22 protein-coding genes and 2 pseudogenes are annotated in these 23106 nt (G+C 64.3%); 4 read left to right on the plus strand and 20 right to left on the minus strand.

All coding sequences use genetic code 11. From position 1 onward, the window contains the following. The 3 genes and pseudogenes from LQ952_RS00005 to LQ952_RS16100 all read left to right on the plus strand — a co-directional run. Window positions 1-1572, plus strand: a 1572-nt coding sequence (locus LQ952_RS00005) for a methyl-accepting chemotaxis protein (RefSeq protein WP_238620500.1), incomplete at its 5' end; no start/stop codon positions are given. Window positions 1573-1951: 379 nt separating this feature from the next. Then, window positions 1952-2437, plus strand: a pseudogene (locus LQ952_RS16095) (SLC13 family permease); the annotation flags it as partial. A gap of 537 nt (window positions 2438-2974) precedes the next feature. After that, window positions 2975-3808, plus strand: a pseudogene (locus LQ952_RS16100) (SLC13 family permease); the annotation flags it as partial. Window positions 3809-3821: 13 nt separating this feature from the next. On the opposite strand, the gene LQ952_RS00015 reads toward LQ952_RS16100, so the two are convergent. Continuing rightward, window positions 3822-4535, minus strand: a complete 714-nt coding sequence (locus tag LQ952_RS00015; protein WP_238620502.1) for a hypothetical protein — start codon at window positions 4533-4535, stop codon at window positions 3822-3824. Between the two features lie 27 nt (window positions 4536-4562). Next, complete coding sequence (locus LQ952_RS00020) at window positions 4563-4919, minus strand: thiol-disulfide oxidoreductase DCC family protein (RefSeq protein WP_238620503.1); 357 nt, start codon at window positions 4917-4919, stop codon at window positions 4563-4565. Between the two features lie 207 nt (window positions 4920-5126). Between LQ952_RS00020 and LQ952_RS00025 the strand changes: the two genes are divergently transcribed. Further along, window positions 5127-6554, plus strand: coding sequence for a carotenoid oxygenase family protein (locus LQ952_RS00025; RefSeq protein WP_238620504.1), 1428 nt, complete (start codon window positions 5127-5129; stop codon window positions 6552-6554). Window positions 6555-6573: 19 nt separating this feature from the next. Here LQ952_RS00025 and LQ952_RS00030 read toward each other — a convergent pair whose 3' ends face one another. The 18 genes from LQ952_RS00030 to LQ952_RS00115 form a co-directional block, all read right to left on the minus strand. Then, window positions 6574-6936: a type II toxin-antitoxin system PemK/MazF family toxin gene (locus LQ952_RS00030; RefSeq protein ID WP_008932354.1), complete on the minus strand. Its 363-nt coding sequence runs from the start codon at window positions 6934-6936 to the stop codon at window positions 6574-6576. Further along, on the minus strand, window positions 6936-7196 hold the full coding sequence (locus LQ952_RS00035; protein WP_238375882.1) for an AbrB/MazE/SpoVT family DNA-binding domain-containing protein: 261 nt from the start codon (window positions 7194-7196) through the stop codon (window positions 6936-6938). The genes LQ952_RS00030 and LQ952_RS00035 overlap by 1 nt, the downstream gene beginning before the upstream one ends. A gap of 178 nt (window positions 7197-7374) precedes the next feature. Beyond that, complete coding sequence (gene glmS / locus LQ952_RS00040) at window positions 7375-9207, minus strand: glutamine--fructose-6-phosphate transaminase (isomerizing) (RefSeq protein WP_238620505.1); 1833 nt, start codon at window positions 9205-9207, stop codon at window positions 7375-7377. Window positions 9208-9353: 146 nt separating this feature from the next. After that, a complete protein-coding gene (gene glmU / locus LQ952_RS00045; RefSeq protein ID WP_238620506.1) occupies window positions 9354-10718 on the minus strand; it encodes a bifunctional UDP-N-acetylglucosamine diphosphorylase/glucosamine-1-phosphate N-acetyltransferase GlmU in 1365 nt (454 codons plus the stop codon). 86 nt (window positions 10719-10804) lie between these two features. After that, window positions 10805-11233 carry a F0F1 ATP synthase subunit epsilon gene (locus LQ952_RS00050; RefSeq protein ID WP_238620507.1) on the minus strand — a complete coding sequence of 143 codons (429 nt, stop codon included), beginning with the start codon at window positions 11231-11233 and terminating at the stop codon, window positions 10805-10807. Between the two features lie 12 nt (window positions 11234-11245). Beyond that, complete coding sequence (atpD, locus tag LQ952_RS00055; RefSeq protein ID WP_238620508.1) at window positions 11246-12628, minus strand: F0F1 ATP synthase subunit beta; 1383 nt, start codon at window positions 12626-12628, stop codon at window positions 11246-11248. Window positions 12629-12672: 44 nt separating this feature from the next. Continuing rightward, window positions 12673-13533, minus strand: coding sequence for a F0F1 ATP synthase subunit gamma (gene atpG / locus LQ952_RS00060; RefSeq protein ID WP_238620509.1), 861 nt, complete (start codon window positions 13531-13533; stop codon window positions 12673-12675). A gap of 14 nt (window positions 13534-13547) precedes the next feature. Next, entirely contained in the window at window positions 13548-15089 is a 1542-nt protein-coding gene (atpA, locus tag LQ952_RS00065; RefSeq protein ID WP_238620510.1) for a F0F1 ATP synthase subunit alpha, read from the minus strand. A gap of 13 nt (window positions 15090-15102) precedes the next feature. Next, window positions 15103-15639: a F0F1 ATP synthase subunit delta gene (locus LQ952_RS00070; protein WP_238620511.1), complete on the minus strand. Its 537-nt coding sequence runs from the start codon at window positions 15637-15639 to the stop codon at window positions 15103-15105. A gap of 10 nt (window positions 15640-15649) precedes the next feature. Next, window positions 15650-16120, minus strand: coding sequence for a F0F1 ATP synthase subunit B (locus LQ952_RS00075; protein ID WP_238620512.1), 471 nt, complete (start codon window positions 16118-16120; stop codon window positions 15650-15652). A 58-nt stretch (window positions 16121-16178) separates the two neighbouring features. Further along, the gene (gene atpE / locus LQ952_RS00080; protein ID WP_008932344.1) at window positions 16179-16454 is read right to left on the minus strand and encodes a F0F1 ATP synthase subunit C; all 276 of its coding nucleotides are present in this window, start codon (window positions 16452-16454) and stop codon (window positions 16179-16181) included. A 96-nt stretch (window positions 16455-16550) separates the two neighbouring features. Beyond that, window positions 16551-17324 (minus strand): F0F1 ATP synthase subunit A, encoded by a 774-nt coding sequence (atpB, locus tag LQ952_RS00085; protein WP_238620513.1) that lies wholly within the window; start codon window positions 17322-17324, stop codon window positions 16551-16553. 15 nt (window positions 17325-17339) lie between these two features. Then, window positions 17340-17711: an ATP synthase subunit I gene (locus LQ952_RS00090; RefSeq protein WP_238620514.1), complete on the minus strand. Its 372-nt coding sequence runs from the start codon at window positions 17709-17711 to the stop codon at window positions 17340-17342. Between the two features lie 165 nt (window positions 17712-17876). After that, window positions 17877-18755 carry a ParB/RepB/Spo0J family partition protein gene (locus LQ952_RS00095; protein ID WP_238620515.1) on the minus strand — a complete coding sequence of 293 codons (879 nt, stop codon included), beginning with the start codon at window positions 18753-18755 and terminating at the stop codon, window positions 17877-17879. 3 nt (window positions 18756-18758) lie between these two features. Then, window positions 18759-19577: a ParA family protein gene (locus tag LQ952_RS00100; protein WP_238620516.1), complete on the minus strand. Its 819-nt coding sequence runs from the start codon at window positions 19575-19577 to the stop codon at window positions 18759-18761. A gap of 5 nt (window positions 19578-19582) precedes the next feature. Next, window positions 19583-20218, minus strand: a complete 636-nt coding sequence (gene rsmG / locus LQ952_RS00105; protein WP_238620517.1) for a 16S rRNA (guanine(527)-N(7))-methyltransferase RsmG — start codon at window positions 20216-20218, stop codon at window positions 19583-19585. Window positions 20219-20237: 19 nt separating this feature from the next. Further along, a complete protein-coding gene (gene mnmG, locus LQ952_RS00110; RefSeq protein ID WP_238620518.1) occupies window positions 20238-22130 on the minus strand; it encodes a tRNA uridine-5-carboxymethylaminomethyl(34) synthesis enzyme MnmG in 1893 nt (630 codons plus the stop codon). A gap of 50 nt (window positions 22131-22180) precedes the next feature. Continuing rightward, window positions 22181-23074 carry a PfkB family carbohydrate kinase gene (locus tag LQ952_RS00115; RefSeq protein ID WP_238620519.1) on the minus strand — a complete coding sequence of 298 codons (894 nt, stop codon included), beginning with the start codon at window positions 23072-23074 and terminating at the stop codon, window positions 22181-22183. Window positions 23075-23106: the final 32 nt, after the last annotated feature.

Genomic DNA, 23106 nt, shown 5'->3' on the forward strand with positions numbered 1-23106 from the left:
CTGGTGCTGATCGTGGCCGCCGCCTGCTTCGTGGCCTTGGGGCAAGGGTTGGGCCAGTACCGGTCCCTGGTGGAAGAAACCATTCGGGTTGCCACCCAGGTGGACGCCGCCAATGTGGAGTTCAAGGTACAGGTGCAGGAATGGAAAAACGTCCTGATCCGAGGGGCCAATCCCGCCGACCATGACCGTTACTGGCGCAGCTTCCAGAACCACGAAACCCAGGTACAGCAACGCCTGGAAGCGGCCGCGGCCACCGCCCGGCAGATGGGCGACACGGAACTTCTGCGCCAGATCGAGACGCTGCGAACCGAGCACCAGCGCATGGGGCAGGCGTATCGCCAGGGCAATGAGCGTTTCCTGGCCGCGGGCGCGAATCCCGCCATTGGCGATGCCGCCGTGCGGGGTATCGACCGGGCGGCCTCCGAGCAGATGACCGCGCTGGTGGAGACCCTGCATCGGCGGGCCACCCAGGAATCAGGGAGGATCAGCGATGCCGCCGGCCGGACCCTGATGCTGGGCTGGATCATCCTGATCGCGGGCATTGCCGGGGTGGCCGCCTTCAGCCTGTGGATGGTGAACCGGGCCATCGTCCTGCCCATCAATCACCTCGTCGATCATATCGACGAACTCAGTCATGGGCGGGTGGCCCGGCGGGTGGAGGTCAGGCGCAAGGACGAACTCGGGCGTCTGGCCTCGGCCGCCAATCTGCTGCGGGATTTTCTGGCCGAGACCTTTCAGAGCCTCAAAGAAAGCACCAGTGCCCTGGACAGCGCCAGTTCCGAACTCAATACCATTGCCGGCCGCATGGCCCAGGGCACCCGGGATCAGTTTGACCGTACCGACCAGGTGGCCACTGCCATGCACGAAATGTCCGCCACCGCCCAGGAGGTGGCTCGCCACGCGGCCGAGGCCGCCGACGCCGCCGATGAGGCCGACCGTGCCGCCGGCGAGGGGCACCGGGTGATGCAGACCACCATTGAACGAATCACCACCATGAGCGGGGAGATCGGCAACACCGCCGAGGTGATCCGCCGCCTGCAGGAGGACAGTGCCCGCATCGGCAAGGTGCTGGAGGTGATCCGGGGCATCGCTGAACAGACCAACCTGTTGGCCTTGAACGCCGCCATTGAGGCGGCCCGGGCCGGGGAACAGGGCCGGGGCTTTGCGGTGGTGGCCGACGAGGTCCGCACCCTGGCCCGGCGCACGGCGGAATCCACCGCCGAGATCCATCAGATCATCGATACGGTGCAGAACGGCGCTCTGGATGCCGTGAGCGCCATCGAGACAGGCCAACGCAGCAGCACCGCGGGACTGGAGCAGGTGCATGCGGCCGGAGCGATGCTGGAGCGGATCACCGCCGCCGTGGAAGCCATCCGGGACATGAACCGACAGATCGCCACGGCGGCCGAGGAGCAGACCTCGGTGGCGGAGGATATCTCCCGCAATCTGGTGGAGATCACCGACATCGCCACCACCAACCAGGACAGCGTGCAGCGTACCGAGCAGGCCAGCCGGCATCTGCATACCCTCTCCGGGCGTCTTGGACAGGTGTCGTCAAAACTGTCGGCCTGAGGCGCCTTGCCGAAGCGGGTATTTCAGGAGGTCGCTGCCCTGGTCATGCGGGGGCGGGCGGGGGCATACCCCCTTTTGAATGCTCCGGGCCCGTCATTCCCGCGTAAGCGGGAATCCAGACGCACACAGTCATTCCCGCGCAGGCGGGAATCCAGTGATCCACTGAAAGTCCTTGACTCCCGCTTTCGCGGGAGTGACGGTGGGGGGGCGCCCCGGAACATGGTGGGCGTGCTCCCCAGCACAGGACGTACCCCCCAACACACATTTGCCCTCCGCCCGCGGGCAATGCTGAGTTGATTCATCCCGGACACCAGGGACCTGACGCGCGATGACACAGGATCAATGGCTCATTCTGACCATCCTGACCGCAACGGTCGCCATGTTCCTGTGGGGACGCTGGCGCCACGACATGGTGGCGGCCGGTGCCCTGCTGGCCTGCGTGGTGGTGGGCCTGGTGCCCGCCCGCGAGGCCTTCGCCGGGTTCGGCCACCCGGCGGTGATCACGGTTGCCTGCGTGCTGGTGCTCAGTCGCGGCCTGCAAACTTCGGGGGCCGTCGACGTGCTGGCGCGCACCGTGTTGCCGGCCCAGTCCGGACGCATGCTCAGTCTCATGGCGCTGATGGGCCTGGGGGCCTTCCTGTCGGGGTTCATGAATAATGTGGGGGCCATGGCCTTGCTCATGCCGGTGGCGATCCATCTGTCCCAGCGACTCGAACTCACCCCCGGTCAGGTACTCATGCCGCTGGCCTTCGGCACCATTCTCGGCGGCATGACCACGCTGATCGGCACCCCACCCAACCTCATCGTCTCCGGTTTTCGCGCCGAAACCGGGCCGGGCAGTTTTGCCATGTTCGACTTCACCCCGATCGGCCTGGCCGTCGCGCTGGCGGGCGTGCTGTTCGTTGCCCTGATCGGCTGGCGACTGGTGCCGGCGCGCAAGCAATCAGGCATCGAGGGCTTCGAATCCGGCGCCTATATCACCGAGGTACGCGTCATGGAAGACAGCAAGGCCGCGGGCATGCGGCTACGGGAGATCGAGAATGCGCTTGCCGATGTCGATGCCCAGATCATCGGCCTGGTACAGAGGGAAGTGCGCATCATCGCCGCCAATTCAGGGCGCAAGGTGCATGCCGGCGACATCCTGATGATCGAGGCCGAGGCCGATGCGTTGACCGATGTGCTGTCCATCCTCGGTCTCAAGCTGGAAGAGGAGGTCAAGCCCGAGAAGGACGCCCTCCCCGAAGCGGATGCAAAGGCCGATGCCGCCGCGGCCAAGGACAAAAAAGGCAAGGATGCGGACAGGGCCGGCAAACGGGACAACGGCGACGGCGACGGCGACGGCGATGACATCGAGGCCGCCGAAGCCCCGCTGAAATCCGGTGACATCGTGCTGATGGAACTGGCGGTACTGCCCAACTCGCCCCTGTCCGGACGCTCGGCCAGCGACATCCTTCTGCGCACACGCTATGGGGTGAACCTGCTGGCCTTGTCCCGGGAGGGCAAGCGTTCGATGAAGCGGCTGCGTTCGATGGCGATCCAGTCGGGCGATCTGCTGCTGATGCAGGGTCCCCCCGAGTCCATCTCGGAGTTCGCTTCCGACAATGCCTGTGTACCCCTGGCCCAGCGGGAGCTGCGCATCCCCAACAAGCGCAAGATTTGGGAGGCCAGTCTGATCATGTTGTTTGCGATCGGTGGTGCCGCCTTCGGGCTGCTGCCGGCGGCGGTGTCCTTCGCCATTGGGGTGCTTGCTTCCATGGCCCTGCGCACCGTGCCGCCGCGAGCGGTGTACGATGCCATCGACTGGCCGGTGATCGTGCTGCTGGGCGCCCTGATCCCGGTAGCTGGCGCCATGGAGGCCACCGGCACGGCGGACCTGATAGCCCGCCTTCTGATCGAGAACGTGGCGCAGGGTCATGCCGTTGTCGGGCTGGCGCTGATCCTGGTGGTTACCATGTTCCTGTCCGACCTGATGAACAATGCCGCCACCGCCGCCGTGATGTGCCCCATTGCCATCGGCACCGCCGCCGCGCTGGGCGTGAGCCCCGACTCCTTCCTGATGGCGGTGGCCATCGGTGCCTCCTGCGCCTTCCTCACCCCGATCGGCCATCAGAACAACACCCTGATACTCGGTCCCGGCGGTTTTCGCTTCAGCGACTACTGGAAGCTGGGCCTGCCCCTGGAGATCATCGTGGTGGCGGTCTCGATACCCCTGCTGCTGGTGGTGTGGCCGCTTTGAGAGATCGCCTTCCCTACGCCAGCCGCAGCGCCTGGCGGAACAGTCCCTTCAACGGGGGCTCCAGAAAGGATCTGGCCTCGCCGGGCGCAATCTTCCTGTCGCGGCAGAAACAGGCCAGGGCATAGACGATCTCCGGGCGCCCCAGCGAGGCGGACCGGTCGATGGCCGGGCCGGCGCATTTGCCGCATCCGCCCACCCGGCTGATGAAGGCGGTGTTGGCCATAAAAATCCCGAATCCCATCCAGACCGCGATCAGCTCCGCCACATGGGTCTCGTTGCCCGCCTGGGCCGGTGCCGGTCGGGAGCGCGTGTACATCCACCAGCCGGCCAGGTCCCGGGCCAACTGGGCCACCAGGGCCTGACGGTTCGTCCACAGCAACGGGTCGTACTCAAGCACCAGCGGCTCCGTCTCGCTGGGTACCGCCGGAAACCGTGTGCCGTCACCGGCCGGCACCAGCTGCATCGGTACCGCTTCAAGCCCGGCATGGCGGCGAATGGCGGCAAAGGTGGCCACGGCGGCCTCGTGGGGTGACTGTACCTGGGCCGGGAAATGTTCGCGGATGGGCATGACCAGGCGGGCCTGGTCCAGGGGACGCAGGTCATCCTGCTGTGCCATGGCCCACGCGTGAACGTCCCGGATCCAGGCGCGGGTGGTGTCGTCGACGACGGGGGCACGGCGAAACAGGTTCAGCCAGGCGGGAACGGCGGGATTCAGGATTGAACTCATGGGAGGAACCGGGTGCGGGCATGATCTTCAGATCGTACACTGACTGCTGTGTCTACGGCGCCATTTGGCCCACTGGTTGTAGGCAAAGTCACCGCAATGGAAAAGCCCCGGCAGACTCAACAGGGCGGCGGTCCTGCCCATGCCCGCCGCGCGCCAGTAACCCAGGGTGGCGGCAAAGCCCACCCGCATCCGTTCACCGTCGAAATAATGGATGCGGGTCAGCAGGGCTTCCAGTGAATAGCCCTCGGGCGGCCGGAAATCGGCGGCACTGATGTCGATCAGCCGGACCCGTGGCTCCAGACGGGGACGCAGTTTGTTGATTTCCTTCCGGCACAGCCCGCAGGAGGCGTCATAGTAAAGGCGAGGTTGCGATTCGGTCGACACGGTCACCTCCGGATTCATTCATTTGCGGAAATCCTGTAGAACCATTCTAACCCTCATATATCCTGATGGCGATGTACCCTTGATGAAAGAAGACAACAGGGTTGCTGCACCAAGCCCCTCGGGGAGAGGGGCGTATCTGCGATGGAATCCGGGTTCTTTCGCGTTGACTCTCATGCATCTTGACAGTTGGCGGAACGGGAGCTTGATATGACGGCAGCAAGGGTTGGCTATCACCTGGGTGTCACGTCCCAGGGCCGGGAGGTGGATCAGGACGCCCTGCCCCTGCGCGGGCACCTGCCCGACTGGCTGAAGGGGGTACTGCTGCGCAACGGTCCAGGCCTGTTCGAGACCGGCGACTACCACTGCCGTCACTGGTTCGACGGGCTGGCCATGCTGCAGTCCTTCACCCTGCGGGGCGGGCGCGTGGGGTTTCGCAACCGGCATCTGGCCACTCGCACCCTGGAACAGGCCCGGCACAACGGACGTATCCAGGGCTCGGGATTCGCCACCGACACCCATCATTCCCTGCTCAAGCGCCTGCGGGGTCTGGTGCGGCCCGTCCTCACGGACAACGCCAACGTGAACATTGCCCATCTGGCCGGCCAGGTCGTATGCCTGACCGAAACGCCCCTCCCCATGGCCTTCGACCCGGACACCCTGGAGACCCGGGGCATCCTGCCCTTCACCGACACCACCGACCTGCACCTGAGCACGGCCCACCCCATGGTGGACAGCCACAGCGGGGATCTCTACGGCTTCGGGATACGGTTCGGCCTCAACAGTGAATACCTGCTGTTCCGCATCCCCGCCGGCACACGGCGGCGCCGGATCATCGCCCGGTTGCCGGTGAAGACCCCCGCCTACATGCACAGCTTCGCCCTCACCCGTCACCACCTGGTCTTGAGCGAATTTCCGCTGGTGGTCACGCCCCTGGACATGCTGATCACAGGCCGGCCGTTCATCGAAAACTTCCGCTGGCTACCAGAGCTTGGCACCCGCTTCCAGGTCTTCGACCGGCAGCGCGGCACCCACCTGGCCACCTGCGTCGGGGAGCCCTGCTTTGCCTTTCATCACATCAACGCCTTTGAGGACCAGGCCGGTCGGCTGCAGGTGGATCTGGCCGCCTATCCGGATGCCGACGTCATCCGCCGCCTGTACCTGGAACCCCTACGCCGGGGCTGGACGGAGCCGGCCTGCGGCGAGGCCTGGCGCTTCACGCTGGATGTCCGCCGGGGCACCGCGACCCGCACCGTGCTCGGTGAACGCGGCCTGGAGTTACCCCGCATCCATGCCACCCGATGCAGTGGACGGGACTATCGTTACGTCTACGGAACCGGCAACCATGTCCCCGGGGCGCTGATGGATGAACTGGTGAAGCTAGATGTCGGACGCGGCACGCACCTGACCTGGAGCGAGGCCGACTGCTACCCCGGCGAACCGGTGTTCGTGCCCAGACCCGGCGCCACCGAGGAGGACGATGGCGTGCTGCTGAGCGTGATCCTGGACGCCGCCGCCGGCACCAGTCACCTGCTGATCCTGGATGCCCGCACCCTGGAGGAACGGGCGCGGGCCACCCTGCCCATCCCCCTGCCCTTCGGCTTTCACGGAGCGTTCCTGCCCGATCACGCCGGGTAGGTGGCGTTTGCAAACGGGGTCAGGAAACGAATTTCTCAATCACGCTGTCCGCCCCGATCAGGGGGAGAATGCGGACCAGCACCTGATCCATTACGCCGTTCTCGGCCTTGGTGATGAAATCGGCTTTCCGGTCTTTCCAGGACAGGGTCTGGATCAGGCTTGACGCGACTACGGAAGGCTTGTCCAGATTACTCACGGGAACCTCGGTGGCAGTACCGCGAATGCTTGTGCTGATTGGGCAGCAGATCAGCAATCCAGTCTGCCCGTTGTACTGCCTGGATGACAATACCAGCGCTGGTCGGTATTTTCCGATCTCCTTGCCCTTGGTGGGCTCGAAGTCCAGCCAGACAATATCGTTTCGATCAGGAACGTACTGAACCATCAATCCCCCACCTCGGCCGAGGAGGGTCGGGCAAGCTCGTCCGCGTGAGCACCATGGGCATCAAGCCCTTTCAGCAGCTCGGCTTCCGAGAAGGGAAGGTTGACCTTGCGCGGCGCCTTTTCGGCAGCCTCGATCACAATTTTTCCGGCCTTCACATCAATGGTGATCGGGCTGGAAATGTCCAGTTTGGCTTGAGCCAAAATCTTGCTGGACAGGCGCACAGCCGCGCTGTTTCCCCAACGCTTGATTTGGCTTTGCATATCCCCCCCCCGGCCAACCGCCATGGACGCACAATGCGCCTACCATAGTCGGCATGAAAACAGGTGTCAACATATGTATCTACCTGCCAGACAGATTTCAATTCCCGCAATCCTGACAACGGTTGTGGGATGAAAATAAAGTTTCATCCCACACAAATAGGATCGAAGACGCCACCCCCTACTCCACCGTAACTGACTTGGCCAGGTTACGGGGCTGGTCCACGTCGGTGCCCTTGAGCACGGCGGTATGATAGGCCAGCAGTTGCAGGGGGATGGTGTGGATGATGGGAGAAAGCCAATCGTCCACCGGCGGCACCGCCAGGCTCTGGATGGCGCCATCGTGGCCCAGGGCTTCCACGTCGTCGGTGAAGACCAGCAAATGCCCACCCCTGGCCCGGACTTCTTCCAGGTTGGACTTGAGCTTTTCCAGCAGGGGGTTGTTGGGGGCGACCACCACCACGGGCATGTCCGCGTCCACCAGGGCCAGGGGGCCATGCTTGAGTTCGCCGGCGGGATAGGCCTCGGCGTGGATGTAGGAGATTTCCTTGAGCTTGAGGGCGCCTTCCAGGGCGATGGGGTAATGACAGCCCCGGCCCAGGAACAGGGCGTGCTGCTTTTCCACCAGGGTCATGGCCAGGCGTTCGATGGGGCCGTCCAGGTGGAGTACCTTTTCCATCACCGCCGGCAGGGCGCGTAGCTGTTCCACGAAGTGGCGGATGCGGGCGGCATCCAGGCCGTGGTGGCGACCCAGGGCCAGGACCAGCAGGAACAAGGCCACCAGTTGGGTGGTGAAGGCCTTGGTGGAGGCCACGCCGATCTCCGGCCCGGCATGGGTCATGAGGACCATGTCGGACTCCCGCACCAGGGAGCTTTCCGGCACGTTGCAGATGGCCAAAGAACCCAGGTAGTCATCTTCCCGCGCCTGCCGCAGGGCGGCCAGGGAGTCGGCGGTTTCGCCGGACTGGGAGATGGTCAGCAGCAGGCAGTCGGGCAGTACGGCATGGCGGCGATAGCGGAATTCGCTGGCCACTTCCACCCGGCAGGGCAGACCCAGCAGACCCTCGATCCAGTAAGCGGCCACCATACCCGCATGGTAGCTGGTGCCGCAGGCCAGGATCTGGACCGACCTCACCCGCTTGAGCAGGGCCTCGGAGTCGGGACCCAGGATACCTTCCAGCACCCCGTCACCGGACAGGCGGCCCTCCAGGGTCTCGGCCACGGCCCGGGGCTGTTCGTGGATCTCCTTGAGCATGAAGTGCCGGTAGCGGCCCCGGTCGGCGGCGTTGGCAGTGAGGCTGCTTTCGGTGACCGGACGTTCCACGGGACGCAGTTCGGCATCAAAAAGCTGCACCTGGTCCCGGCGCAGTTCCGCCAGATCGCCGTTTTCCAGATAGATGAAACGCTGGGTCACCGGCAGCATGGCCTGGATGTCGGAGGCGATGAAGTGTTCGCCGATGCCCACCCCGATGATCAGGGGGCTGCCCTGGCGCACGGCGATGAGGCGGTCGGGCTGGTCGCGGGCAATCACGCCCAGGGCATAGGCGCCGGTGAAGTGGGTCACCGCCCGCTGCACTGATTCCAGCAGGTCCATCCCCTGGAGGCAGTAATCCATGATCTGGTGGGCGATCACCTCGGTGTCGGTGTCCGAGGTAAAGGTGTAGCCCTTGGCCTTGAGTTCGCTGCGGATCTCGGCGTAGTTCTCGATGATGCCGTTGTGGACCACGGCGATGTGGTCCCGGCTCATGTGGGGGTGGGCGTTGTATTCGGTGGGGCTGCCGTGGGTGGCCCAGCGGGTGTGGGCGATGCCCAGGGTGCCGCGCAGGCCGGCTCCGGCCAGGCGCTGGGCGAGGGCTTCCACCTTGCCGACGGCCCGCTCCCGCTGCAGGCCGGCATCCGGGTTCAGGACCACCAGGCCGGCGGAGTCGTAGCCGCGGTATTCCAGGCGGCGCAGGCCTTCGATAAGGATGGGTTCTACGTCACGCTGGGCGATGGCGCCGATGATTCCGCACATGGTTTGCTGGCCTCTGCTGGTCTTCGGGTCCCTCTCGCTCTTCGGGAGGGGTTGGGGTGAGGGATGGGTTTGACCGGGTGGCTGGGTTTGGCTTCCCCCCTCATCCCCGGCCCTTCTCCCACGAGGGGAGAAGGGCGTTTTCTACCTCAGCGCTTTTTCACCGGTCGCTGCCAGTCCGGGCGGGTCTCCTGGGGGGCGCGGGTCAGGGTGAGCCGGCCCGGCGGAGCCGGCTGGTTGATGGTGGAGCCGGCACCAATGGTGGCGCCCTCGCCGATGGTGACCGGGGCCACCAGGGCGGTGTTGGAGCCGATGAAGGCGTGGTCGCCGATCACCGTCTGGTGCTTGTTCACCCCGTCGTAGTTGCAGGTGATGGTGCCGGCGCCGATATTGACCTGACGGCCCACCCGGGTGTCACCCACGTAGCTCAGGTGGTTGATCTTGCTGCCCTGCCCCACCCGGCTCTTCTTGATCTCCACGAAGTTGCCTACATGCACACCGTCGTCCAGTTCGGTGCCGGGGCGCAGGCGGGCGAAGGGGCCGATGGTACAGCCGGGGCCGATGCGGGCGTCTTCGATCACACTGTGGGCGCGGATCACCGCGCCGGGACCCACGTGGGCATTGGTCAGCACGCAGTGGGGACCGATATGCGCCCCCTCCCCCAGCACCACATGGCCTTCCAGGATCACGTTCACATCCAGGGTGACATCCCGGGCGGCGGTGACGGTACCGCGGATGTCCAGCCGGGCGGGGTCCATGACGGTGATACCGGCGCGCATCAGGGCCTCGGCCTGACGACGCTGATACAGGCGTTCCATGGCTGCCAGTTGCACCCGGTCGTTGATGCCCATGAACTCATCGGCATCCGTGGCCGGGATCACGGTCACCGGGACCTCTTCGGCCACCGCCAGACCAATGCAATCGGTGAGATACAACTCACCCTGGGCGTTGTCCGGCGAGAGCTGGTCCAGCCAGCTCGCCAGGGCGGTGCGACGGGCCGCCATGAAACCGGTGTTGACCTCATTCACGGCCCGCTCTCCGGCATCGGCATCCTTTTGTTCGACAATGCGCAGGGGCCTGCCCCGGTCGTCGCGAATGATGCGTCCGTAGCCGGCGGGGTCCGGCAGGATCATGGATTGCACGGCCAGGGCATGGTCGTTCAGGCCGTCCAGCAGGGCCTGCAGACTCGCGGCACTCACCAGGGGGACATCGCCGTAGAGGATCAGCACCCGGTCATCGGGACCGGCCACCGGCAGGGCCTGGGCCACGGCATGACCGGTGCCCCGCTGCTCCCGCTGTTCCACCCAGGTGACGGGGGCATCGGTCAGTCGCTCACGGACCTGGTCGCCGCCATGGCCATAGACCACCGCAAGCCGCTCGGGCCTGAGTGAGTGCGCGGTTTCGATGACGTGAGAAAGGAGTGGGCGTCCGCCCAGCGGATGCAGCACCTTGGGCAGTGCCGATCGCATACGTGTCCCTTGCCCGGCGGCAAGGATGATGATGGTGGTTTCCATAGTCACCCGCAGTCCTGCCTTGGGTTGTGCGCGGAAACGGAAACACGGTCATGCCGTCGGCATGACCGTGTGTTCCCGGGTACTGCTTACTGGTTAGTGCTCTTGCGCAACTTCTGGATCATGCGCAGGCGCGCCGCAGCCTCAATCAACTCCGACTGTGCCTTGGCATAGTCGAAGTCGGACCGGCGGTTGGCCAGGGCATCTTCCGCCCGCTGCTTGGCCTCCAGGGCCTCGGCCTCGTCCAAGTCCTTGGCGCGGATGGCCGTATCCGCCAGTACAGTCACCACATGGGGCTGCACTTCCAGCAGACCACCGGAGATGAAGATGTGATGCTCTTCTCCGGACTCGGACACCTTCACCCGGATTTCGCCGGGTTTGAGCAATGCCACGAACTGGGAGTGACGAGGCAGAATACCCACCTCGCCCTGTTCTGCCGGCGCCACCAGCATGTGAGCCGTACCGGAGTAGATGGACTCCTCCGCGCTCACAATGTCGACGTGAAACGTCATAGCCATGGGTGCCCCCGATTACTTGTTGAGCTTCTCCGCCTTCTCGACGGCCTCTTCGATGCTGCCCACCATGTAGAAGGCCTGCTCGGGGAGATGATCGTACTCACCGTTGACGATGGCCTGGAAGCCGTGAATGGTGTCCTTGAGGGACACGTATTTGCCCGGTGCGCCGGTGAACACTTCGGCCACGAAGAAGGGCTGGGACAGGAAGCGCTGAATCTTACGCGCGCGAGCCACCACCAGCTTGTCATCTTCGGACAACTCGTCCATGCCCAGAATGGCGATGATGTCCTTGAGTTCCTTGTAGCGCTGCAGGGTGTTCTGCACGGCACGGGCGGTGTCGTAGTGCTCCTGACCGATGACCAGCGGGTCCAGCTGACGGCTGGTGGAGTCCAGCGGGTCCACGGCGGGGTAGATGCCCAGCTCGGCGATCTGACGGGACAGCACCACGGTGGCGTCCAAGTGAGCAAAGGTGGTGGCCGGAGAGGGGTCGGTCAGGTCGTCCGCAGGCACGTACACGGCCTGGATGGAGGTGATGGAACCCTTCTTAGTGGAAGTGATGCGCTCCTGCAACACACCCATTTCCTCGGCCAGGGTCGGCTGGTAGCCCACCGCGGAAGGCATGCGGCCCAGCAGTGCGGACACCTCGGTACCGGCCAGGGTGTAACGGTAGATGTTGTCAATGAACATCAGCACGTCACGGCCTTCGTCACGGAAGAATTCGGCCATGGTCAGACCGGTCAGGGCCACGCGCAGACGGTTGCCCGGCGGCTCGTTCATCTGGCCGTACACCAGGGCCACCTTGTCGAGCACGTTGGAGTCTTTCATTTCGTGGTAGAAGTCGTTCCCTTCACGGGTACGCTCACCCACGCCGGCGAACACGGAGTAGCCGGAGTGCTCGATGGCGATGTTGCGGATCAGCTCCATCATGTTCACGGTCTTGCCCACACCGGCGCCGCCGAACAGACCCACCTTGCCGCCCTTGGCGAAGGGACACAGCAGGTCGATCACCTTGATGCCGGTTTCCAGCAGTTCGGTGGAGCCCGCCTGCTCTTCATAGCTGGGGGGCGCGCGATGGATGGACCAGTGTTCATCGGCCTTGACGTCACCGGCGTTGTCCACCGGCTGGCCCAGCACGTCCATGATACGGCCCAGGGTGGCCTTGCCCACGGGCACGGAGATGGGCTTGCCGCTGTTGGACACCTTGATGCCGCGGCGCAGGCCGTCGGAAGAACCCATGGCGATGGTACGCACGATACCGTCACCCAGCTGCTGCTGCACTTCCAGGGTCAGGCCGACCTCCTCCACCATGAGGGCATCGTAGACCTTGGGCACGGCGTCACGGGGGAACTCTACGTCCACCACCGCGCCGATAATTTCAACGATGTTTCCAGCACTCATGTTGATAATCCTCTAGTCTCTCAAATCTTGAACCGGGGTCGGCCTCAGACCGCTGCGGCGCCGCCGACGATCTCGGAGATCTCTTGGGTAATGGCTGCCTGGCGGGCCTTGTTGTAGACCAGCTGCAGCTCATGGATGAGATCTCCGGCGTTGTCGGTGGCGGACTTCATGGCCACCATGCGGGCAGCCATCTCACAGGCAACGTTCTCGACCACCGCCTGGTAGATCACCGACTCGATGTACCGGGTCAGCAGCGTATCCAGCACCGGCACGGTGTCCGGTTCGTAGATGTAATCCCAGTGATGCTTGAGCTCCTGCTCGCCGGTCGGCACGATGGGCAGCAGGGTGGTGGCCTTGGGCTGCTGGCTCATGGTGTTGACGAACTCGTTTTCCATCAGGATCAGCCGGTCGATACGACCTTCGTCGTAGTGGTTCAGCATGACCTTGACGCTGCCGATGAGGTCATTCAACCGGGGCCGGTCGCCCAGGTTGCCCACATTGGCCACGACTTCGCCGCCAAGGCGCCGGAAGAATCCGAGCGCCTTGTTGCCGATCAGGCACAACTCGATCTCCGCGCCTTGGTTGCGCCATTCGGTCATGGTCTGCACGGTCTTCTTGAACAGGTTGATGTTCAAGCCGCCGCACAGGCCGCGATCGGTGGAGACGACGATGATGCCCACCCGCTTGACCTCGCGTTCCTCCAGGTAGGGGTGCCGATATTCGGCATGGGCCATCGCCACGTGCCCCATCACCTGACGGATCTTGTCGGCATAGGGGCGGGTCGCCAGCATGCGGTCCTGCGCCTTGCGCATCTTGCTGGCGGCCACCATCTCCATGGCCTTGGTGATCTTCTGAGTATTCTTGATACTCTTGATCTGGCCGCGGATCTCTTTTGCGCCTGCCATAAGTCAGCTCCCGGTTACCAGCTGTGGTTTGCCTTGAAGTCTTCCAGGGCAGCCTTCATGCCGGCCTGGATCTCATCGCTGTAGTCGCCCTTCTCATTGATCTTGGCGAGCAGTTCCGCCTGGCTGGAGCGCAGATAGTCGTGCAGGGCGTGCTCAAAATCCACCACCTTCTTCACGTCCACATCGTCCAGGAAGCCTTGTTCGGCGGCATACAGGGAGAAGGCCATCTCGGCAATGGACAGCGGGGCATACTGCTTCTGCTTCATGAGTTCCATGACGCGCTGACCACGCTCCAGCTGTTTGCGGGTGGCCTCGTCCAGATCGGAGGCGAACTGCGAGAACGCAGCCAGCTCACGGTACTGGGCCAGGGCCAGACGCACACCGCCGCCCAGCTTCTTGATGATCTTGGTCTGAGCCGCACCACCCACACGGGACACGGACAGACCGGCGTTGATGGCCGGACGGATACCCGAGTTGAAGAGGTCGGTTTCGAGGAAGATCTGACCGTCGGTGATGGAGATCACGTTGGTGGGCACGAAGGCCGACACGTCACCCGCCTGGGTCTCGATGATGGGCAGGGCGGTCAGGGAGCCGGTCTTGCCTTTCACTTCACCGTTGGTGAAGGCTTCCACGTACTCGGCGTTGACGCGGGAGGCGCGCTCCAGCAGACGGGAGTGCAGATAGAAGACGTCACCCGGATAGGCTTCGCGGCCCGGCGGGCGGCGCAGCAGCAGGGAGACCTGACGGTAAGCCCAGGCCTGCTTGGTGAGGTCGTCATAGATGATCAGGGCGTCTTCGCCGCGGTCACGGAAGTACTCACCCATGGCGCAACCGGCGTAGGGGGCGATGTACTGCATGGCGGCGGAGTCGGAGGCGGTGGCAGCGACGATGATGGTGTGATCCATCGCGCCGTGCTCTTCCAGCTTGCGCACCACGTTGGCAATGGAGGAGGCCTTCTGGCCCACTGCCACGTAGATACACTTGATGCCGGTACCCTTCTGGTTGATGATCGCGTCGACCGCTACGGCGGTCTTGCCGGTCTGGCGGTCGCCGATGATCAGCTCACGCTGACCGCGGCCGATCGGCACCATGGCGTCGATGGCCTTCAGACCGGTCTGCACCGGCTGATCCACGGACTTGCGCTCGATCACGCCCGGCGCGATCTTTTCGATGGGGGAGCTGTGCTTGGTCTCGATGGCACCCTTGCCGTCGATGGCCACGCCCAGGGAGTTCACCACGCGACCCAGCAGGGCCTCGCCCACCGGGACTTCAAGAATGCGACCGGTGCAGCGGGCGGTGTCGCCTTCCGTGATGTGCTTGTAGTCACCCAGCACCACGGCGCCCACGGAGTCGCGCTCCAGGTTCAGGGCCATGCCGAAGGTGTTGCCGGGGAACTCGATCATTTCACCCTGCATGACATCGGCCAGACCGTGCAGGCGGACGATACCATCGGACAGGCTGACCACGGTGCCCTCGGTGCGTGCTTCCGCCGCGGACTCGTAGTTCTTGATGCGCTGGCTGATCAGTTCACTGATTTCAGACGGGTTGAGTTGCATATTTCGAATCCTCTTAGCGGCTCAGATTGGAGGCCAGGCGCGTCAGGCGCCCACGGACTGAGCCATCGATGACCAGATCTCCCGCGCGGATGATGGCGCCGCCGATGAGGCTGTCGTCCACTTCGCAGACCAAATCCACTTCCTTGCCGAGCCGCTTTTTCAGGGCTGCGGCGATGGACTTCTGCTGCTCCGCGTCCACCGCCTGGGCGGAGATCACGGTGGCTTCCACCTTGTTCTCGGCATCGGCACGCATCACCTCGAACAGGGCGGTGATCTCCGGCAGCAACGCAAGCCGGCCATTCTCAGCCAGCAGACGGATGAAGTTGCGTCCGCCATCATCCACCTTGCCCTCGCACACTTCGGTGAAGGCCTTGGCGATCGTCTCGCGGGTGAGTTTGGGGCTGTCGAGTAAGGCACGCATGTTCGGATCGTGCGCAACCGCCGACATGAAGGCCAGCTGGTCAGACCAGCCGGCCAGATTACCGGCATCACGAGCGACTTCGAACACCGCCTTGGCATAAGGCCTTGCGGCCGTCGTGTTTTCAGACATGGCGGCTCACCTAGATCTGGCTCACCAGGTCTTTGATCACCTGATTGTGGGCCTTGGCGTCGATTTCCTTCTTCAGGATGCGTTCAGCACCGGAGATGGCCAGGGTACCCACCTGCTTGCGCAGTTCTTCGCGCGCACGGGTGACTTCCTGTTCGATCTCGGACTGGGCAGCCGCCTTGATGCGATCACCTTCCTGACGCGCGGTGTCCTTGGAGGACTCCACGATCTCGTTGGCCCGCTTCTGGGCCATGGCGACGATATCTGCGGCCTGCTGCTTGGCCTCCTGAAGAACCTTTTTGGCTCTTTCTTCGGCAAGCTGTTGCTCATGCTTGCCACGCTCGGCAGCGGCGAGGCCATCGGCAATCTGCTTCTGACGCTCCTGCATCGCCTTGATGATGGGGGGCCACACATATTTCATGGTGACCCACACCAGCAGGGCGAAGGTGATCATCTGGCCGAGCAGCGTGAGATTGATATTCACGTTGCTACCTCCCCTTGAGACGGTTTAACGGATGGCATGTGCGGGAAAGATCCGCGCCTTAACCGGTCACCGCACCCAGGAAGGGGTTCGCAAAGGTGAAGAACAGGGCCAGACCCACACCGATCATGGTCACGGCGTCGAGCAGACCGGCCACGATGAACATCTTGACCTGCAGCATCGGCACCATTTCCGGCTGACGGGCTGCGCCTTCCAGGAAACGACCACCCAGCAGACCGAAGCCGATGGCGGTACCCAGAGCACCCATACCCAGGATCAGGCCAACAGCGATGGCGGTCATACCCTGAACGTTAGCGACAGCAAGTGCGAGTTCCATAACTTCCTCCAAATGTGAAAGGTCAAAACAATGCAAGAACAACTTGGTTTGAATGAACCCCGGCCGGTTCAGCACCGACCGGGAAGGCATCATTCATCAGTGGTCTTCGTGGGCCATGCTCAGATAGACGATGGTCAGCACCATGAAGATGAAGGCCTGCAGGGTGATGATCAGCAACTTGAACAGGGACCAGGACAGCCCCAGGGTCCACTGGATGTACCAGGGCAACAGGGCGATCAGGGTGAAGATCAGGCCGCCGGCGTACATGTTCCCGAACAGTCGCAGGGACAGGGAGACGGGCTTGGCAATCTCTTCGACCACCTTGAGGACCAGGTTGAAGGGCAGCAACCACTTGCCGAAGGGATGGAACATCATCTCCTTGGCAAAGCCGGCACCACCCTTGATCTTGATGCTGTAGAAAATGATCAGGAAGAACACCGCGATGGACATGCCGAAGGTGGCATTGATGTCCGACGTGGGATTGATGCGCAGGTATTCGATGCCGATGGCGTGCGCAAGATAGGGGAGCAGGTCATAGGGCAGCAGCTTGAGCGAGTTCATGAGGAAAATCCACACGAACAGGGTCAGCGCCAGCGGGGCGATCAGATCGGAGCGACCGTGGAAGGTGTCCTTCACCTGCTGGTCCACGAAGCCGACGATGATCTCGACGAAATTCTGCAGGGCGCCGGGGACACCGGTGGTGACGCTCTTGGCCACCTGCATAAAAATGTATAGGAACACCCCGCCTGCAAGCAGGGAGAAAAGCATGGTATCCACATGGATCGACCAGAACGACTCGGGATTACCCAGCGTCAGGTGCCCCAGATGGTGCTTGATGTAATCCCCAGCAGATTCGTATTCCATTGACATGGTGTTCGCTCGCTTTTACTCGTTCGCGCCGGACAGCATCGGCAGCAGTGCCAGCCAGAAGGCCAAGAGACCGGCCATGTAAGTCAGGAACATGGGCAGGAAGTCCACTTTCAGCCACACGATTGCAACCACAAACAGGATGACGGTCAGGAGGATCTTCTGTGCCTCCCCGACATAAAAACTTCTCACGATGATCTTCGCCGGCTTCCCTCTCCGGCCAGAAAAGACGCGCAGGGCAAAATAGGCCGTCGAAATAAAACTGATCATGCCCCCCGTCAGTGCAGCCCAGGCGGCCTGTGGTCCGGCCAGCCCGTAGGCGATCAGCCATCCGGCGATCGCCACGATCATCTGCAGCCCGAGGACCGTTCCGGCAGTCCGATTAATCATGACTGCTCCGGGCGAACTGATTGTCTGACTCGCTGATGAAGTTCACCCATTCTTCCCGGCGCCGGACAGGCGCCCACGGTCGACGGCAGCCGCGGATTATAAGAGTCCATGGACGGGGGGTCAATGTATCAGTGACTGTTAATGATCTCATATGGAAGTCCGGGGTCAGCGGATGTGGCCTAGAATCCCGTCCAACTCGTCCAGGCTGTTGTACTGGATCACCAGCCGCCCTTTGCCCTTGGTGTTGTACTGAATATTCACCCGCGCCCCCAGCCGATCAGATAGATCGCTCTCCAACCGGGCCACATCCGGGTTGCGCGGCGGCGGAGGCGCTGCCTCCTGCTGCGCGCTTTTCTGCAGCGACTGCACCAGGCGCTCCGTCTCCCGTACCGACAAGCCCTTCTCCGCCACCTCCCGGGCCGCCGTCACCTGCTCACCCTCAACCAAGGCCAGTAGTGCACGGGCATGGCCCATCTCCAGACGCCCCTCGTCCAGCAGCGCCTTCACGGGCCCTTCCAGGTCCAGCAAACGCAGCAGATTGGTGACGCCGACCCGGGAACGCCCCACCGCCTCGGCGGCCTGCTGGTGGGTCATGCCGAATTCGTGAATCAGCCGCTGCAGGGCATTGGCCTCTTCCAAGGGATTGAGATCCTCCCGCTGGATGTTTTCGATCAGGGCCATGGCGGCGGCCGCCTGATCCGGCACCTCCCGCACCACGGCCGGGATCTCCCGCAACCCGGCCATCTGCGCCGCCCGCCAGCGCCGCTCACCGGCCACCAGCTCGTAGCCGCCGGCCACCGAGCGTACCACCACCGGCTGCACCACGCCCTGAGCACGAATGGACTCGGCCAATTCCTCCAGTGCCTCGGGGCGCATGTTCATCCGGGGCTGATAACGCCCGCGGCTGACCTGCTCCACGGGAATATGACGCAGGCCGTTACCGCCCTCTTCGCGGGCCTCCGACTCGGACCGGGTGCCGGCGGCACCGGCACTGGACAGCAGGACGTCCAGACCACGCCCCAGCCCTGTCTTTCTCTTTGTCATGACTTACTGCTCTCCAGAAACGGACACTGCCTCGACCGCCCCTTCCGGTGCGGCTCCGCGACCCTCGCGGCGCAGGATCTCCCCCGCCAGCGCCAGGTAGGCCAGGGCGCCCCGGGAGGATTTGTCATAAAGGATCACCGGCAGACCATGACTGGGCGCCTCGGCCAGGCGGATATTGCGGGGAATGACGGTGCGATAGACCTTGTCACCGAAATGGCGGGTGAGCTGCTCGGACACCTCGGTGGTCAGGTTGTTGCGCGGATCGAACATGGTGCGCAGCAGACCGTGGATGTGCAACTCGTGATTGACCGACTCACGGATGCTGTCGACGGTCTGCACCAGGGCCGACAGCCCCTCCAGGGCGTAGTACTCGCACTGCATGGGGATGATCACCCCATGGGCCGCCACCAGGGCGTTCACCGTGAGCATGTTCAGGGCGGGAGGGCAGTCAATGAAGATGAAATCGTACTGATCCCGGATCGGCGCCAAGGCCTCCTGCAGCCGGTATTCCCGGCGCAGGGCCGTCATCAGGCTCACCTCCGCCACTGTCAGATCCCCGTTGGCGGGCATCAGGCTGTAACCCACCGGGTCCAGCTTCAGAATGGCCTGTTCCGCGCTGACGCGTTTCATGAGCACATCGCAGGCGCTGTGGGTGAGGTCGTACTTGTCGGCCCCGCTGCCCATGGTGGCATTGCCCTGGGGATCCAGATCGATCAGGAGAACGCGGCGTCGGGTAGCGGCCAGGGAGGCGGCCAGATTGATGCTGGTGGTGGTCTTGCCCACCCCGCCCTTCTGGTTGGCCACGGCGATGATTCTGACCATGTGTGCTAGTCCTTGGTGATCTCGACGAGATGCCGCACGGCCTCAAGGCCCGGCACCCGGAGCGAATGGGTGGCCACCACGCGCCAGCCGGCAGGCAGCGCCTCGGGATCGTCGTCCGCATCCCGCCCCTTCATGGCCAGCAGCTGGCCCCCGGGGGCGCACAGGTGCCCGGCCAGACGGGTAAAGGTGGTGGTAGCGGCGAACGCACGGCTGACGACTGTATCAAAGCCCCCGTCGGGGCGATAGCTTTCCACCCGCGCCTGGACCACGACGGCGTTGGACAGCCCCAGTTCCATCACCGCCTGGCGCAGGAAGCGGGTCTTCTTGCCGCCGGAGTCCAGCAACACCACCTGCCAGTCGGGACACGCCAGGGCCAGGGGAATCCCGGGCAGACCGGGGCCGGTCCCGATATCGGCGATGCGCGGCCCCTTCACCCGGGGCAGGGCCGCCAGACTGTCCAGCAGATGCAGCCGGACCATGTCCTCGAAATCCCGGACCGCCGTGAGATTGTAGGCCCGGTTCCAGCGCTCCATCAGGCGCAGGTAGCGGCTCAAAGGCCCGGCCAGGGTCAGATCCAGGGACAGTTCGTTCAGGCCACGGTGAAGCAGATCGGCCGCGCCGAACGGCAGGGTATGGGACATGGTGTCGGACATCCGGGGATCAAGCACTGCGCTTCAGGCTCAGGGCCTGCTTCTTCAGGTGCACCAGCAACAGGGAAACGGCGGCGGGGGTCACACCGGGGATGCGGAAAGCCTGCCCCACGGTATGGGGGCGATGGTCCGCCAGCTTCTGACGGACCTCGTGGGACAGGCCACTGACGGCACCGTAGTCCAGATCATCGGGCAGCACTGTGTCTTCCAGGCGCCGGGTCCGGTCCACCTCGTCCTGCTGGCGTTGGATATAGCCGGCATACTTGGCCTGGATCTCCACCTGCTCCGCCACCCGGCCATCCGCCACGGCCGGCCCCGCACCGGGCAGGGACATGAGGTCTTCGTAGCCCACCCCGGGGCGCCGCAGCAGATCCATCAGGGCATAATCCCGACTCAGGGGACCGCCGAACAGGCGCTCGCCATCCTCCGGCGCCAGATCACCGGGGCGCATCGTCACGGTCTCAAGACGCAGGGTTTCCTGCTCGATCGCTTCCCGCTTACGTTCGAAGGCCGTCCAGCGTGCGTCATCCACCACACCCAGCTCCCGGCCCACGGGGGTCAGGCGCAGGTCGGCGTTATCTTCCCGCAAGGTGAGGCGATACTCGGCCCGGCTGGTGAACATGCGGTAGGGTTCCCGGGTGCCCTGGGTGATGAGATCGTCGATCATCACGCCCAGGTAGGACGTCTCCCGACGCGGATGCCAGGGTTCGCGCCCCTGCACCCGCAGGGCGGCATTGATCCCGGCCACCAGGCCCTGGGCCGCGGCCTCTTCGTAGCCGGTGGTGCCGTTGATCTGGCCGGCGAAGAACAGGCCCTGCAGAGGACGGGTCTCCAGGCTGGGGCGCAGGTCCCGGGGGTCGAAGAAATCGTATTCGATGGCGTAGCCAGGCCGGGTGATATGGGCCTGCTCGAAGCCTTCGATGGAACGCACCACCGCCACCTGCACGTCAAAGGGCAGGCTGGTGGAGATGCCGTTGGGGTAGACCTCGTGGGTGCTGAGCCCCTCCGGCTCGATGAAGATCTGGTGGCGTTCCTTGTCGGCAAAGCGCACCACCTTGTCCTCAATGGAGGGGCAGTAGCGCGGCCCCACCCCTTCGATCACGCCGCTGTACATGGGAGACCGGTGCAGGTTGGTGCGGATCACCTCCAGGGTACGGGGCGTGGTCCAGGTGATGTGACAGCTCACCTGGGACGGGTGATCGGAAGGCTTGCCCAGGAAAGAGAACACCGGCACGGGGGTATCCCCGGGCTGCTCGGTCAGGCGGGAATAATCGATGCTGCGGGCATCGATGCGGGGCGGCGTGCCGGTCTTCAGACGCCCGACCCGCAAGGGCAGCTCCCGCAGCCGCTGGGCCAGACGGATGGCCGGTGGGTCACCGGCGCGACCACCGGCGTAGTTGGCCTCGCCCACATGGATGAGCCCGCCCAGGAAGGTGCCCACGGTGAGCACCACACAGGGGGCATCAAAGCGCAGGCCGGCCTGGGTGACGACGCCGGTAACCCGGTCCCCGTCCACGATCAGATCGTCCACCGCCTGCTGGAACAGCTCAAGGCCCGGCTGGTTTTCCACCGCGTGGCGCACGGCGGCCTTGTAGAGGGCGCGGTCGGCCTGGGCGCGGGTGGCGCGCACGGCGGGACCCTTGCGGCTGTTGAGGGTGCGAAACTGGATGCCGCCCAGATCGGCGGCACGGGCCATGAGGCCGCCCAGGGCATCAATCTCCTTGACCAGATGGCCCTTGCCGATGCCGCCGATGGCGGGGTTGCAGCTCATCTGGCCGATGGTGTCGATGTTATGGGTCAGGAGCAGGGTCCTGCAGCCCATGCGGGCCGCCGCCAGGGCGGCCTCGGTGCCGGCGTGGCCGCCGCCCACGACGATGACGTCGTATTGTGCCTGGTATTGCATAGTCAAGAGCCGGGCCGGAAGTGAGGAAAACCCCGTTAGTGTAGCGCGGATCAGTCCTCCTCGGGCACTATCAGCGCGGCATCCAGTCCGTCCAGCCCCTGCCGCCCCACCTTGTAACCCGCCAGGCGGGTGGCCGTGGCCAGGGCCTCCGGCACCGAACTGCCGGTGGCCAGGGCATGGATCAGGCCGGCATTGAACACGTCCCCGGCCCCCAGGGTGTCCACCACCCGGGGTGGGCGCCAGGCCGGGGCATGGAACAGACCGTCCCGACTGGCCCAGGCCCAGGAGCCCTCCTCCCCCCAGGTGCAGATCAGCACGGCGCCGGGCACGCGCTTATGCACGCTGCGCAGGAACGGCTCCGGCTCCTCGTAGCCCCGCCCGAGCACGAAGGGGCGGGAAAAGATGATCACATCGGGCTGTCCGAACAACATGTCCACCCCGTCCCGGTCCTTTTCCACCTCCAGGGAGATAGGCTGATGGGACTTCTGCTGGCTGCGCAGGGCCTGGAGCATGCGGCTGGTGGTGTGGGTATCCCGGGCCTGCACGTGCACCCATTGGTACTTGTCCAGGCTCAGCTTGGCCACATGAGGGGCGTCCAGTTCCGGCAGGTTGCGGTAGTGGACGATGGTGCGGGAACCGTTGGCGGCATTGAGGGTGATGTAGGAACAGGGGGTGCGCCCGGTGCGACGGCGGCAGGTTTCCACGTTGATCCCCCGCTCCCCCAGCAAGGACAGGAGGTATTCGCCGTCCGGATCATCGGCCACCACGGCGGCCAGGTCGCACTGGTGACCCAGTTGCTGCAATACATACAGGCTGTTGGCGGTATTGCCGCCGGGACAGGCGCGCTGTTCTCGGGCGCGGATCTCCTCATCCTCCACCGGATAGTGGTCAACGATGTTGATGATGTCCAGGGTGGCGACGCCGATGCCGAGAATATGGGCCATGGTGGATGATGCCCTACGGGCCTGTGATGATG

This window comes from Ectothiorhodospira lacustris (assembly GCF_022227785.1).
GTDB classification, from domain to species: Bacteria; Pseudomonadota; Gammaproteobacteria; order Ectothiorhodospirales; family Ectothiorhodospiraceae; genus Ectothiorhodospira; species Ectothiorhodospira lacustris.